Annotated in this window: 11 protein-coding genes, 1 tRNA gene and 1 pseudogene; 5 read left to right on the forward strand and 8 right to left on the reverse strand. The window is 68.0% G+C overall.

The window, feature by feature from the left end; genetic code table 11:
* Positions 1 to 135: 135 nt before the first annotated feature.
* Positions 136 to 1,584 carry an aldehyde dehydrogenase family protein gene (locus ACFPA8_RS10695; RefSeq protein WP_386445898.1) on the forward strand — a complete coding sequence of 483 codons (1,449 nt, stop codon included), beginning with the start codon at positions 136 to 138 and terminating at the stop codon, positions 1,582 to 1,584.
* A gap of 56 nt (positions 1,585 to 1,640) precedes the next feature.
* Here the strand turns inward: ACFPA8_RS10695 and ACFPA8_RS10700 are convergent, their stop codons facing one another.
* The 3 genes and pseudogenes from ACFPA8_RS10700 to ACFPA8_RS10710 all read right to left on the reverse strand — a co-directional run bounded on the left by ACFPA8_RS10700 (position 1,641) and on the right by ACFPA8_RS10710 (position 4,432).
* The gene (locus ACFPA8_RS10700) at positions 1,641 to 2,000 is read right to left on the reverse strand and encodes a hypothetical protein (RefSeq protein WP_386445900.1); all 360 of its coding nucleotides are present in this window, start codon (positions 1,998 to 2,000) and stop codon (positions 1,641 to 1,643) included.
* Positions 2,001 to 2,186: 186 nt separating this feature from the next.
* Positions 2,187 to 2,556, reverse strand: a pseudogene (locus ACFPA8_RS10705) (GIY-YIG nuclease family protein).
* A gap of 136 nt (positions 2,557 to 2,692) precedes the next feature.
* Positions 2,693 to 4,432 (reverse strand): AIPR family protein, encoded by a 1,740-nt coding sequence (locus ACFPA8_RS10710; RefSeq protein ID WP_386445903.1) that lies wholly within the window; start codon positions 4,430 to 4,432, stop codon positions 2,693 to 2,695.
* 310 nt (positions 4,433 to 4,742) lie between these two features.
* Between ACFPA8_RS10710 and ACFPA8_RS10715 the strand changes: the two genes are divergently transcribed.
* Entirely contained in the window at positions 4,743 to 5,225 is a 483-nt protein-coding gene (locus ACFPA8_RS10715; protein ID WP_386445906.1) for a hypothetical protein, read from the forward strand.
* Positions 5,226 to 5,377: 152 nt separating this feature from the next.
* Here ACFPA8_RS10715 and ACFPA8_RS10720 read toward each other — a convergent pair.
* Positions 5,378 to 5,451, reverse strand: a tRNA-Thr gene (locus ACFPA8_RS10720).
* Between the two features lie 177 nt (positions 5,452 to 5,628).
* Between ACFPA8_RS10720 and ACFPA8_RS10725 the strand changes: the two genes are divergently transcribed.
* From ACFPA8_RS10725 to ACFPA8_RS10735, 3 genes are all read left to right on the forward strand, one after another.
* The gene (locus tag ACFPA8_RS10725) at positions 5,629 to 6,753 is read left to right on the forward strand and encodes an ABC transporter ATP-binding protein (protein ID WP_386445909.1); all 1,125 of its coding nucleotides are present in this window, start codon (positions 5,629 to 5,631) and stop codon (positions 6,751 to 6,753) included.
* 293 nt (positions 6,754 to 7,046) lie between these two features.
* On the forward strand, positions 7,047 to 7,463 hold the full coding sequence (locus ACFPA8_RS10730; protein ID WP_386445911.1) for a hypothetical protein: 417 nt from the start codon (positions 7,047 to 7,049) through the stop codon (positions 7,461 to 7,463).
* 198 nt (positions 7,464 to 7,661) lie between these two features.
* Positions 7,662 to 8,435 (forward strand): nucleotidyltransferase family protein, encoded by a 774-nt coding sequence (locus tag ACFPA8_RS10735; protein ID WP_386445914.1) that lies wholly within the window; start codon positions 7,662 to 7,664, stop codon positions 8,433 to 8,435.
* Positions 8,436 to 8,469: 34 nt separating this feature from the next.
* Here the strand turns inward: ACFPA8_RS10735 and ACFPA8_RS10740 are convergent, their stop codons facing one another.
* From ACFPA8_RS10740 to ACFPA8_RS10755, 4 genes are all read right to left on the reverse strand, one after another.
* Positions 8,470 to 10,326, reverse strand: coding sequence for a DoxX family protein (locus ACFPA8_RS10740; RefSeq protein ID WP_386445917.1), 1,857 nt, complete (start codon positions 10,324 to 10,326; stop codon positions 8,470 to 8,472).
* A 195-nt stretch (positions 10,327 to 10,521) separates the two neighbouring features.
* Positions 10,522 to 11,472, reverse strand: coding sequence for a 23S rRNA (guanosine(2251)-2'-O)-methyltransferase RlmB (gene rlmB, locus ACFPA8_RS10745; protein WP_386445920.1), 951 nt, complete (start codon positions 11,470 to 11,472; stop codon positions 10,522 to 10,524).
* Positions 11,473 to 11,705: 233 nt separating this feature from the next.
* Positions 11,706 to 13,115 (reverse strand): cysteine--tRNA ligase, encoded by a 1,410-nt coding sequence (gene cysS, locus ACFPA8_RS10750; protein ID WP_386445923.1) that lies wholly within the window; start codon positions 13,113 to 13,115, stop codon positions 11,706 to 11,708.
* A gap of 89 nt (positions 13,116 to 13,204) precedes the next feature.
* Entirely contained in the window at positions 13,205 to 13,609 is a 405-nt protein-coding gene (locus ACFPA8_RS10755; RefSeq protein WP_386445926.1) for a PPOX class F420-dependent oxidoreductase, read from the reverse strand.
* Positions 13,610 to 13,701 lie beyond the last annotated feature (92 nt).

Here is a 13,701-nt window from a genome sequence, read left to right on the forward strand (position 1 = left end):
ACTGCTCGGCGAGGGGGTACGGCACCTGTCCGGGCCGCTGCTCCCCCAGCCGAACGGCCTCCGCACTACACAGGGTTCCGGGGACGCCGGGACACCAGCGAGTTCCAACTGCTCACCGAACACGAGGAGTTCACCATGGCCACCACCACCGTCCCGCGCGTCGGCCATCTCATCGGCGGCGAGCTGACCGTGCCCGGAACCACGCGGCCCGTGCACGACCCCGGACAGCTCGACGAGGTCGTCGCCGAGGTCGCCGTCGGCACCTACGACGACGTGGACCACGCCGTACGCCGCGCCCACGAGGCGTTCCTGACCTGGCGGCACGTCCCGGCGGCCGAGCGTGTGCGGCGGTTGCTGACCGCGGCCGACGCCCTCGCGGCATCGGCCGACGAACTCGCCCCGCAACTCGTCCGCGAGCACGGCGGCCTCGCGTCGGAGGCGCAGAGCGACTTCACGCTCGGAGCCGGCTTCGTGCAGCACACCGCCTCGCTGACCGAGGAGTTCCTCAGGCCCCTCCAGTTCGACGACGAGGAGGGCTTCATCAGCGTCGAGAAGGTCCCGCGCGGTGTGGCGGCGGCGATCGTGCCGTGGAACCTGCCCGTCGTGCTGGCCATGATGAAGCTGGCGCCGGCGCTGGCGACGGGCAACACCCTGGTGCTCAAGCCCTCACCGTCCGCCCCGGCGGCGCTCGCCCTCGCGCTGAGCCGCATGGCCGCGCACCTGCCGCCGGGAGTCCTCGGCGTGGTGCAGGGTGGAGCCGACGTCGGGGCCGCCCTGTGCTCCCACCCCCTGGTCCGCAAGGTCGGCTTCACCGGCGGCACGGAGACCGGGCGGAAGGTCCTCGGCGCGACCGGCGGGGCCGTCAAGAACGTCACCCTCGAACTCGGCGGCAACGACCCGGCGATCGTGCTCGACGACGTCGATATCGATGCCGCACTCGACCGGATGCTCAAAGGCGTCTACACGCGGGGCGGCCAGATCTGCTTCGCGGTCAAGCGCATCTACGTGCCGCGCCGGACATACCGCCGCTTCGCCGACGCCTTCTGCGAGCGGGTCGACGAGTACGCGGTCGGCCACGGACTCGACCCCGGCGCCGACTTCGGGCCGCTCAACAACGAGGCGCAGTACAAGAAGGTCCTCGGACTGCTGGAGCAGACCCGCGACTCCGCGGCGCACCTGGTCCAGCTCGGCCGCAAGCTCGACCCGGGCGGCTGGGACAACGGCTACTACGTCCTGCCGCACGTCGTGCGCGACGCCGAGCACACCGCCCCGGTCTCCCGTGAGGAGCAGTTCGGCCCCGTCGTGCCGCTCATCGCCTACGACGACGAACGGCAGGCGCTGGAGTGGGCCAACGACAGTGAGTACGGCCTGGGTTCGTCGGTGTGGACCAGCGACCCCGACCGCGGGCTCGCCCTCGCCCGCCGCATCGAGGCCGGCTGCACGTTCGTCAACACCCACTCGTCGGAATCCCTCGACCTGCGCATGCCCTTCGGCGGCATCAAACAGAGCGGGATCGGGCGCGAGTTCGGAATCAGCGGTCTTTCGGCCTACGTCGAAGACCACAGCATCCGCCGCCTGAAGTGACCGGGAGCGGCATCCCCTGGCCGCGTCGGACGTCCTGTGACGAACCGTCGGCGTCGCTAGGAGGGCCAGTCCACAAGGCCCCAGAAGAGTGCGGAGAAGAAGGGGAGGCAGAAGAACGCGGCGACGGCCAGCACGACACGGCGCTCGGCGTACCGCTGCCGCCACGGCAACACCCAGCTGAGAAGCAGAAGTACGGCGGAGACCGCCAGGCCGCAGAGGAAGATGACGAACGAGGGCCCGAAGGTGGCGTCGAAGCGACTCTGATCGGCTTCGCTGCACGAGTCGCAGGCCATCGGGGAGAGCATCACGAACACGAGCGCGAAAAAGCCCGCCGGAAGGGTCAGCACCGTAGCGACCAGCGGGGCGATCCACGCCCGCGGTGCACGGGCATGGGGATCGGTCTCAGCCTCTCTCATGCCACCTATGCAACTGCGGTGCGGGCGCCCGCACATCCGCACCCGTACTCAGGGGCCCTACTCAACCGCCTCGCTCCGGCCGCCGGCTCGTCGATGCAGGGGCGTCGGTCCGGATCCCATTCCGCCCTCAGCCGTACTTCGCTGCTGTACAGCCCTCCGGCCGGCCATCTCACGAGGCGGATCCGGTCACGTGGTGATGGGGAACTCCCGGGCCCCACGCCGTGCCTGAGCACGCATCTCGGTGAGAAGGGGGTGGAAGGCGTTGTGCCGGTTCTGATCGAGATTCAGGGGAAGGTCCAGGCGGCCGATCAGGTCTGCCTCGACGGTCCACGGCTCCGGATGCTCCCACCAGCACACCCGCGCGTGCTCGGCCATCCACTCGCTCAAAGCTGCCTCGCCGGCCTTGGTGAACGTCATGCGCTTGCCGCTGCCGACGCGGCGGAGCTCCAGGCAGCAGGCACCCCAGGGTGAGCCGCAGCGTGGAGCCGTACGCGTTGCCCCGGAAGTGATACCGCACGCGCTTCCGCAGGTTCTGCGTGCTCGTCCTGGTCGCCATGTGCCCGGCGCGATACCCACGTAGGGAGCCGGCTTGAACGCAGGCTCGGGTGTGGCGGCTCGTCGAAGTGCCAGCCGTATACACCTGCCACGCCAGGGACCGGCCCGGGACGAGCCAAACCGTCACGCCGCCAGGCTTACCTATCAATACTGAATCGCTTCATAGCGATAGTCGATTGCCGAATCCTTTTCGTGAAGTCCGCACTCCGAGCTACTCGGTCGATCCCTTGACTGCTATTTCCCCTCAATGATCCCCGATACTCCCGGTCCAGAAGTCGGGCCATATCTTCTAGCAGACCATCAGAGAGGTGCCCGATCTTGATGTTCAGCAGGTCTCGATGTGAGGGCCGGCGTAGACGTGTGAGGGTAAATGACGCCATATAAGCCAGGTGATAGCGCCAATTCTCTGTTGTATCCCCAAGCAGCTCTTGCACCTCAGTATATGACGCCAGAAACTCGCCAATCCTGACGTGAACATCCACGACCAGCGAATAGAGGTCCAAGTCATAATCCGTGGAGAAGATCTTGTAGTAATGATCATCCTCCAGGAGTTGTGAATCTGAGAACCTCAGAGCAGTATGCGGCTCACCAGTGACGAAAGCAGTGAACTCCCGCGCTAGTCGCGACACACTCACCACCTGGTCCAGCGTATAGCCTAGGTTCCTGTAATAATTCGCGCGCCGCTCATAGCAATATCCATCTCGCTTAAGCGCCTCCTCCACATCCTTTTGAATCTTTTCTGTAGCCCGCAGAGCACCGGGCGGAAGTTCCGTCTGACTGTTCGTAGCCCTGATAACGCCGTCGCGCGATCGACCGGTTTGAGGCGGAACCATAATTCTTACAAGAATCGAGCGATGATCCTGCTGATGAATTCCGACATTCTGGAAGTAGTTGTAAATCTCATGGCTCGTTTGCAGCCCATTTACGATCTGGGGATCCCGCATAACGATCTTCTTGCCAGCGATCCTCACCTCTTCCGCAACGATGGTTACCCCGTTGTTGAACCACCAGAAGTCTTCCTTGTATGAGGACCTGAGCGTATCTTCGATTGCCGCATTGACGGCTGTCCGACCGGCGTGATCTCGCACATTCGACTCGAACAACTCCAGCCGAAGGGCATCATTAGGCGAGGTGATGAATTTATAGTATTCATCAAGGCGCGCTAGACAGACATACCCCTCCCCCAAGGATGTACTGATGGGGGTTTCCATGAAAACCAACTCGGAAACAACCACTGCCCCACGCCCGGACAGCTCTCGGAGTTCTGCCGCACCGAGATATTGGACATCACAGTCTGTTTGCGAAGCTATCTTCGCGAGCTCCCGAGAGAGCCTGTTCCCCTTGGCGCGCACATTTGGATGCGGGGGCTCTGCCGCACGAGTCGCATAGATGACGCGGATGAAGACCTTCGGAAAGGAAGAGGCCAACGCCTCAAGAACATTGAGAAAGCGACCAGTCCGATCCAACAATTTCGCATTTGTTGAAGCGGCAAGCTCTCCTTCGTCTCTATCCATGCTGAGCAACAACGGGAGATTGTAGTGCAGCTTCTCGAATGCTGTCTCCTGGTAACCAGGCGAGGTCTTCGCTTGAAGGACCACAAGCTCGATCTTGCCAGCGCGAACTGTCGTGTGACGACCTATATCCGCTGACACATATCGGTCATCTACCAGAACCCAGATTCCATCTACGCCACAATCGTGAGCGCCGTCGACAATCCCGTCGCGAAGCTCATCGATGTCGAGGTCGAGATCTTGCAATGCCGTATTCGCCGCGAAGTAGTTGAAAAATTCGTCCACCCTCTGATTCGGCGCGATCTTCGTACGCTGGTCTTCCAGAATCCGGTCCAACAGACGCTGATCGTTGTTCTTCGTCGCCATCGTGGCCCCCCACGTAGTCGCGCCGCTACATAGCGTAGATATTGACGCTCACGGTGGCTCTTGACAAGACCATATTAAGGACAATTGCCTGCACAGCAGGCGGAGTTGGCTATCAGCCTGCTCTGATCGTGGAGTGGCCGACCTACCGCACCACCGGGCCTCCCACGCCATAGCGGTGTGAGTCACAGACATCCGTGCCCCGTTCCGATCATGGAACGGGACCTCCCGCCTGCAGATACACCTCTACTCGTCCTCGACCAGACGAAAGCGGAGCATACTGGTATATAACAGGCATAAGAAGGTGTGCGCCGTGTCTGACACAAAGCGCTTCCCAGCACCAACCACTGCCGGCCAACCCACCAGGGCAGAGAGTTCGCCGCAGGCTCCCCTGTCCTCGGAGCCGGAGCAGGCGGCTCACGCGCGGCAGCCAGAGCAAGGGGCCCTCATCCCCGAATCTCCGGCGCTCTCGAAGATGTCGTACTCCGCCCCGTTGAGCTACGTCGGCATCACCCGAAGGATCTCGGCCCGGATCAAACGCGTGGGCGCGGCTGGCCCGTTCGCGGCCTGGCTTGCATGGGCTCTCGGGGCGATCGTCATCCTGCTCGGCTGGGCCCTCGTAACGGTGTGGTATGCGATCACCCTGCTGCTCTTCAACGTGTTCTTGTTCCCGTACCGGCTCATCCGACGCAGCCACCGGAAGCAGGAACAGCTACAGCAGGCCGAACTCGCGACCATGCAAGCCATGATGATCAACCAGCAGCGGACTCTGAACGAGCGCAAGCCGCCACAGTGACCGCATGGTCAGCCGCTACGGGCGTGGATCAGCAGGCCGCTTCCGCAAGCGTCACGGGCGCGGGCGTCCCAGTGGCCGTCTGAGCACTGCATTGATGTCAGCCGCTGATGCCAGAGGCCCCTCGGATCGATCCGAGGGGCCTCTGACCTGGGAGCCGCCTGTCGGATTCGAACCGACGACCTTCTGTTTACAAGACAGATGCTCTAACCAGCTGAGCTAAGGCGGCGGGCGTGCGCGTGCAGTCTACCCACTCCGTGGTGGGGGCTCGCGATGCGGTTTCGTTGTGTCCGAGTGCTGACAAGACACACGCCCGCAGGTTAGCGTCACCGCACGTTCACAGCGGTGAAACGTACTCCCTTTACGACGGATCGTCCGGCACGTACCTGCCGGTGAAGGAGCACTCATGGCTACGGTCACGTACGACGCGGCAACGCGTATCTACCCCGGTGGCGACAAGCCCGCGGTCGACAAGCTCAACATCGACATCGCGGACGGCGAGTTCCTCGTACTCGTCGGCCCCTCCGGCTGCGGCAAGTCCACCTCCCTGCGGATGCTCGCGGGTCTCGAGGACGTCAACGAGGGCGCGATACGCATCGGCGACCGCGACGTCACGCACCTGCCGCCCAAGGACCGGGACATCGCCATGGTGTTCCAGAACTACGCGCTCTACCCGCACATGACGGTCGCCGACAACATGGGCTTCGCGCTCAAGATTGCCGGCGTCAACAAGTCCGAGATCCGCAAGAAGGTCGAGGACGCGGCGAAGATCCTCGACCTCACCGACTACCTCCACCGCAAGCCCAAGGCTCTCTCCGGTGGTCAGCGTCAGCGTGTGGCGATGGGCCGCGCGATCGTGCGTGAGCCGCAGGTCTTCCTCATGGACGAGCCGCTGTCGAACCTCGACGCGAAGCTCCGCGTCCAGACGCGTACGCAGATCGCGGGCCTGCAGCGCCGCCTCGGCATCACCACCGTGTACGTCACGCACGACCAGGTCGAGGCCATGACCATGGGTGACCGGGTGGCCGTGCTCAAGGACGGTCTGCTCCAGCAGGTCGACACCCCGCGGAACATGTACGACCGCCCGGAGAACCTCTTCGTCGCCGGCTTCATCGGCTCCCCCGCGATGAACCTCGTCGAGGTGCCGATCGCCGACGGTGGCGTGAAGTTCGGCAACAGCGTCGTGCCCGTCGAGCGCGAGGCGCTGTCCGCGGCCGTCGACAAGGGCGACCAGACCGTCACGGTCGGTGTCCGCCCGGAGCACTTCGACCTCGTCAACGGCGAGGGCTCCGACAAGGCCCTGACGAAGGACGAGCCGGCCGGTGTGGCCGTCACGGTCAACGTCGTCGAGGAGCTCGGAGCCGACGGTTACGTCTACGGCACGGCGAAGGTCGGCGGCGAGGAGCGCGACCTGGTGGTCCGCGTCTCCGGCCGCAAGGTGCCGGAGAAGGGCTCGGTCGTGCACGTGGTGCCGCGCGGTGGCGAGACGCACGTCTTCTCCACCTCCACCGGCGAGCGCCTCAGCGACTGAACGCCGAACCCCAACCCGAGCGCGAGCCCGAGCCCGAACCCGAACTGACCGCTCAGCGACGGATACGGCGACGAGTTCGCGTCCGTGCTCACCCGTGAGAACAGCGTTCACGGCCAGTGCGTGAGCTCCGGCTTCCAGGGGCCGTACGTCCGGATCAACTCCCGGACGTACGGCCCCTGTTCGGTCTCCCCTGTTCGGTGCCGGACGCCGCACCTTCGAACACCCTGGTGTGCCGTCGCCCGACGGAGTTACCGAATGTCGCCAAATCACCACTCTTCGCTACGATCGCGTCCGTGAACCACGCAGCTCGCCGTATCGGCCGATCACTCGCTCTCGTTCTCCCGGTTGTCCTGGTCCTCTCCGGGACGCTCGCGGTGGCCAGCGTGCCCTGGGCGACCTCTTCCTCCGGGAGTCAGGTGCTCACCGCGTCCTCGCACAAGGCGTCCACGAAGGCCGCGCCCCGTTCGCCGGAGGACGCTCTCCGCGAGCGCCTCGTCGCGGAGTTGCAGGAGAAGGACCCGGGTGTCGCACTGACCAGCCTCCAGCGCGAGATGGCACGCAGGCCGTCCCTCGCGAGGCACTGCACGTCTCTCGCACGGGCGCTGGGACGTGCCGCCGTACAGAAGTACGGCAGCGTGCAGCGCGCGCACCGCTACTCACGCCCCGTCTGCGACACCTCGTTCGCCGCCGGCACGCTCCGGACGCCCTGAATCGCGCACCGGCACGCCTCAGCCGAACCGGCACGCCTCTCGGGACCCGGGCGACCATCGCAACCGGTGTGACCCCCGTACCGGCGCAAACGACGTGACCTGCAACCGCCGCCCCGCACAGCGCCGTTCGCCACGCGGCGATCCCGTCCCCGGCCGGGTCCGACCGCGTGGGGCGCGCGGCCGCATAAGGTGCGCTCCATGACGCAGCGCCCCACACAAGCCGTGATCCTTGCCGGAGGCCAGGGCTCCCGGCTCCGGCCGTACACGGACGACCGCCCCAAGCCGATGGTCGAGATCCCCGGCACCGGAGTGCCGATCATCGGCCATCAGATCGCCTGGCTGGCCGCCGAGGGTGTCACCGACGTGGTCGTCTCCTGCGGGCACTTGGCCGAAGTGCTGCGCGACTGGCTGTCGGCGGCCACGCTCCCCGCCCCGCAGGTGCAGGCGGACGGACCGGCGGACGCCGAGGGCCGAAGTCCCGTACGCGTAGAGGTCGTTGTCGAGCACGAGCCCCTTGGCCGCGGAGGCGGACTGAAGTACGCCGCCGCGTCGCTCCCCCGTCCCGGCGAACCGTGGTACGCCACCAACGGGGACATCTGGACGCGCTTCCCACTGCGCGAGATGGCAGCCTTCCACGCCGAACGGGACGCCGTCGCCACCCTCGCCCTCGCCCGTCCCCGCATTCCGTGGGGAGCGGTGGAGACCGACAGGTTCGGCCACGTGCTCGACTTCATCGAGGCTCCGCCCTCCCCCTACCTCGTCAACGCGGGCGTGTACGTCTTCTCCGCGGCGTTCGCCGGCATGCTGCCCGACCGCGGGGACCACGAACGCACGACGTTCCCCGGCCTGGCCCGTCAGCGGCTGCTCGCGGGCTTCCCGTTGCCGCAGGGCGCGTACTGGCGGGCGATCGACACCGTCAAGGATCTGACGGAAGCGGCGCGGGAGTTGGCGGACGGCGCGCAGCAGGAGTAGGTCCGACCGCCCGGCCCGTGAACCGCAGCGCTGATCAGCCCAGGAGGCCGCCCAGGCCGCCTCCGCTGCCGCCGGACGAACCGCCGCCCGTCCCGCCGCCGGAGCTCGAACCGCCCCCTCCGCCACCGGAGTTCGAGCCTCCGCTGCCGGCGCTGCCGCTGCTGCCCGAGGTCCCTGTGGTACCGCCCCGTGTGGCCTGCGCCCCCGGGTTCGACTGCTGCGGGGGCCGGGCGCCGGGCAGCGTCTGCTGTGGCGCCTGCACGGTCTCGCGCTGACTCGGCGCCGACGGGCCGCCCCCGTGCCCGTCCCCCGGCGACGCGGAGGCCGACGGCCCCCCGGAGCGGCGGCTGCCGGGGCCCTGGGTGCCCTGTCCGTGCGTGGGCAGGCCGCTGTCGGTACGGGCGCCGGGCTCCTTGGGGAGCGGCGAACCCGGAACCTGGTTGATCGGCGGCTCGCCCGGTTCCTGCACCCGCGCCGTCTGGGCGGAGCGGACCGCGCCGCCCAGCAGTGACCCGGTGAGCAGCGCGACGCCCGTCACCACGGAGGCGATCACGGTGCCGCGGCGCAGCACCCGGCGGCGCAGATCCCACAGGTCCGCACGCGGTCCCAGCTTCCGCCAGGCGTCGGAGGCGAGCCGTCCGTCGACGGAGTACACGGGGGCGCCTGCGATGACGAGCGGGCTCCATGCGGCCAGATAGATGATGTCCGGGGCCTCGTATGCGGGTCCGCTGCTCCAGCTGACGGTCATGAGCAGCGCCGCGGACAGCAGCGCGCCGACGGACGCGGCGACGCGTTGCCACAGTCCGCACACCGTCAGCACGCCGACGATGATCTGGACGAACGCGACCGTCAGGCCCGAGCCCACAGGGTGTGCGACGGCGAAGTCGTGCAGCGGGGACGCGATGGCCCAGGGTTCGAGGGTGTTCAGCCAGGTCACCATCGAGCCGCGTTCGCCGCCGTCGAAGTAGACCGGGTCGCACAGCTTTCCCATGCCGGCATAGACCGAGATGAAGCCGAGGAAGATCCTCATCGGGAGCAGCACCACCCCGAGGTTCATGCGGCGGCCGGGGTAGTACGCCTGACGGCGCGTTCCGAGGCGCGTGGTGGTTCCGAGCCCGTCGCGCTCGTCCTCCGCGCCGTCCGCGTAGCCGTCGCGGAACCCCGCGGGCTCGAAGCGGTCCTGCTCGTCGTGCTCGTCGTCGTAGGGACCGGTCTCGGGGGCGTCGAACGCTCCCTGTGCGGGGCGTACCCCTTCCAGCAGCCGGTGCGGCTGCGTCGCCTCGGGCGGCCTGGCGCCGCGTTGCCCCACCACAGTCGGGGAGCCGCCCGTGCTGTCCGTCCCGGCGCCGGAGCCGCGGGTACGGTCGGGGCCGCCGTCGTACCCTCCGCGACCGTCGTAGGCGTCGTAGGGGTCGTAACGGTCGTAGTGGTCGTCGGCGTGACGGTCGTGGCGCGGCGGGACGGTGCCCTCCACGATGCGCGGCAGCACCTGCGTCGTGGCCGCCGCAGGCTCGGCGGTCCCCGCACTGGTGCCGTGCGCCCCCGGCCGCAGCCCGGTCTCACCCGGGGTGGAGCCGAGGAGCGCGTCGGAGCCGTCCGTACGCCCCCAGTCGACCGGGCCTCTGCGGCGGGGAGGCAGATCTGCGCCGGCCTCGGCCGGAGAGGCGCCCGCATCCGGTACGACCGGATGCCGCCCCGTGCCGGCCGACGGTGTGAGCTGCACACGGAAGCTGGCGTGGGTGACGACGACCTCTGCCGGATCGGAGGGGACCTTGACCGTGCTCAGCACGGGGTCGTCGTCGTAGAAACCGCTCGGGCTCTTCCGCTGGGTGTCCCCAGGGCGCCCACCCGAGGGGCCGGGCGTGCGGGGTGTTCTGGTGTCCACACTCATCTAACCGAGTGACGGACGCTTAAGACACTGCCTTGACCGCCCCAATCTGTCCGAGGCCCGTCAAATCAGGTGAACTGCCCGCAACCGCCCCAACTACCCGGCGCCGTCCCGGAGTCCGGCCGCGTCACGTGTGTCGTGTCACGACGTCGCGCCCCCTGCGCCGCGGACTGCCCGCTGCCCTTCCCCGCGAGGGGCTCAGCCCCTCCGCCGTGCCGTCTCGTAGAGGACGACTCCCGCCGCGACCCCCGCGTTCAGCGACTCGGCAGCGCCCGGCATCGGAATGCGCACGCGCACGTCGCAGGTCTCGCCGACGAGCCGCGAGAGCCCCTTCCCCTCGCTGCCCACGACCACGACGACCGGACCGTCCAGTGCGTCACAGTCCTGCAGGTCGACGTCGCCGTCCCCGTCCAGGCCGACGACCATCAGCCCTGCCTTCTGGTACGACTCCAGCGCACGCGTCAGGTTCGACGCCCGCGCGACCGGCGTGTGGGCGGCGGTGCCCGCCGAGGTCTTCCACGCACCGGCCGTCATGCCGGCGGCCCGCCGCTCCGGTACGACGACACCGTGGCCGCCGAAGGCGCAGACCGAGCGGACGATCGCGCCGAGGTTCCTCGGGTCGGTGATCCCGTCCAGCGCCACGATCAACGGGTCCTCCCCCTCGTCCATGGCCGAGGCGGTGAGGTCGTCCGGATGCGCGTAGTCGTACTCGGGGATCTGCAGCACGAGGCCCTGGTGGTGCAGGCCCTTCGTCATCCTGTCGAGCTCCGGCCTGGGCGCCTCGAGCAGGTTGACCGTGCGGGTCTCACCGGCGAGGCGCACGGCCTCGCGTACGCGGTCGTCGTTGTCGATGAACTGCTGCACGTACAGCGTCGTCGCCGGCACGTTCTCGCGCAGCGCCTCGACGACCGAGTTGCGGCCGACGACCAGTTCCGAGCTGCTCCTGCCGCCGCCCTTGCGCTGGGGACGTCCCTGCGCTCGCCGCGCCTTGGCCTGCGCGACCCGCTGCTTGGCGTGGCCCTTGCGCATCTCGGCGGGCGGCGTCGGCCCCTTGCCTTCGAGGGAGCGGCGGCGCTTGCCGCCGCTGCCGACCTGGGCGCCCTTCTTGTTGGACGTGCGCCGGCTGGGGCGCTGGCTGTTCCCGGCCATCGGGGCACCTGCTTCTCTGCTCGGTCAGCGGCCGCGGTCTCCTCGGCGGTCGCTGCTGAATGTGTCCGACCCCGCGCCCGTACACGGCGATGGGTCTCGTCCCGGCATTATCGCGGAGGGAGGGGCGTCCCGAAGAAGTGGATCACTGTCGGCTCGCACACACGCCCGACGCGCGTCGGGGCACCGGCGCCGGGTCCGCGCCTGTGCCCCGCTCCGCGAGCCGCGCGGCGGGGTCAGCTGCCGCTGTCCAGCTCCCAGCGCGGCCCGGAGGGAGTGTCCTCGATGACGAGCCCCGCCTGCTTCAGCTCGTCCCGGATCGCGTCGGCCGTCGCGTAGTCCTTGCGGGCCCGCGCGGCCTGCCGCTGGTCGAGTACGAGGCGGACCAACGAGTCGACGACGTCGCGCAGTTCACCGCTCCGCCCGGCGTCGGCCTGCGTGGACTGCCACCGGGTGTCGAGCGGGTCGAGACCGAGGATGCCGAGCATCGCCCGCACGTCTGCGAAGGCTTTCGCCGTGGCGTCCTTGTCGCCCTCGCCCAGCGCGGCGTTGCCGTGCCGGACCGTCGTGTGGACGACCGCGAGCGCCTGCGGCACCGCGAAGTCGTCGTCCATGGCCTCGGCGAAGGCCGCGGGGACCTCCGCTGCGGGACGTACGTCCCCGACGGCCTCGCCCGCACGCTGGAGGAAGCCCTCGATCCGGCCGAACGCGGACTCGGCCTCGCGCAGCGACTCCTCGCTGTACTCGATCGTCGAGCGGTAGTGGGGAGTGCCGAGGTAGTAGCGCAGCACGATCGGACGCCAGTGCTTGACCATCTCGCTGACGAGCACCGAGTTGCCGAGCGACTTGCTCATCTTCTCGCCGCTCATGGTGACCCAGGCGTTGTGCGCCCAGTAGCGGGCGAACTCGTCACCGAACGCCTTGGACTGGGCGATCTCGTTCTCGTGATGCGGGAAGACGAGGTCGACGCCGCCGCCGTGCAGGTCGAACGCGGAGCCGAGGTACTTGTGCGCCATCGCCGAGCATTCCAGATGCCAGCCCGGACGGCCCGGGCCCCACGGCGTCGGCCAGCTCGGCTCGCCGGGCTTGGCCGCCTTCCACATCGCGAAGTCACGCGGGTCCCGCTTGCCCGTCTCGCCCTCGCCCTCGGGCTGGAGCAGATTGTCCAACTCCTGGTTGGAGAGGCGGAGATAGCCCTCGTAGGAGTGCACGTCGAAGTAGACGTTGCCGTCGGCGGCGTAGGCGTGACCGTCGTCGATGAGCTTCTGCATCATCCCGGTCATCTCGGTGATGTGGCCCGTGGCGCGCGGCTCGTACGTGGGCGGTAGGCAGCCGAGTCCGTCGTACGCGGCGGAGAACGCCCGCTCGTTCTCGTAACCGATCGACCACCAGGGGCGGTTCTGCTCGGCCGCCTTCACGATGATCTTGTCGTCGATGTCGGTCACGTTACGGACGAACGTCACCTCGTAGCCCCGGTGGACGAACCAGCGGCGCATGATGTCGAAGTTCAGCCCCGACCTGATGTGCCCGATGTGCGGTGCCGCCTGCACGGTGGCGCCACACAGATAGATCGAGACGCGCCCTGGTTCGAGCGGGACGAACTCTCGGATCTGCCGGGCGCCGGTGTCGTACAGACGAATACTCACGCGACCAGGGTAGTAGGCCCGTGAGACCGCGCGCCGCGCCCACCGTCAACACACGGCAGACAGTGACATACGTCAGCACGGCGGCTGCGTCAGAGACGGCCCGCGATCCTGCGCGGGCTGACGCGTACGACGACCCGTGCGGCGTCCTTCTCCCAGCCGGGGTTGAACTCGGCGTAGTTCTTCCCCACGTACTTCTGCGCGAGCTCGTCGATCAGCTCCCGGCCGCCTTCGGTCGTCATCGTCGCGGTGCCCCGGATCTCCGCGTACGTGTACGGCGCGTCCGCGGGCTGCACCAGGACGGTCACGCGCGGGTCCCGCTGGAGGTTCCGCGTCTTGCGGCGGTCGACCGTGGTGGAGATCAGCAGTTCGTCTCCGTCGCGCTTCACCCATACCGGCGACACCTGCGGTGAGCCGTCGGGCTGGATGGTGGCGATGCTGACGAAGACGGGGGTGTCGAGGACCTGCTTGAGCTCGTCGGAGAGCTGCGCTGCCATGACGGTCGCCCTTCTCTGGTGAACGATCTGACGGTCGACGGCCCCGCGGCCGCCCGCCCGAAGTCTCAGCACCCTCAACTCGCCCGCACGCT

Source organism: Streptomyces ovatisporus (genome assembly GCF_042653885.1).
In the GTDB taxonomy this organism is placed as follows: Bacteria; Actinomycetota; Actinomycetes; order Streptomycetales; family Streptomycetaceae; genus Streptomyces; species Streptomyces ovatisporus.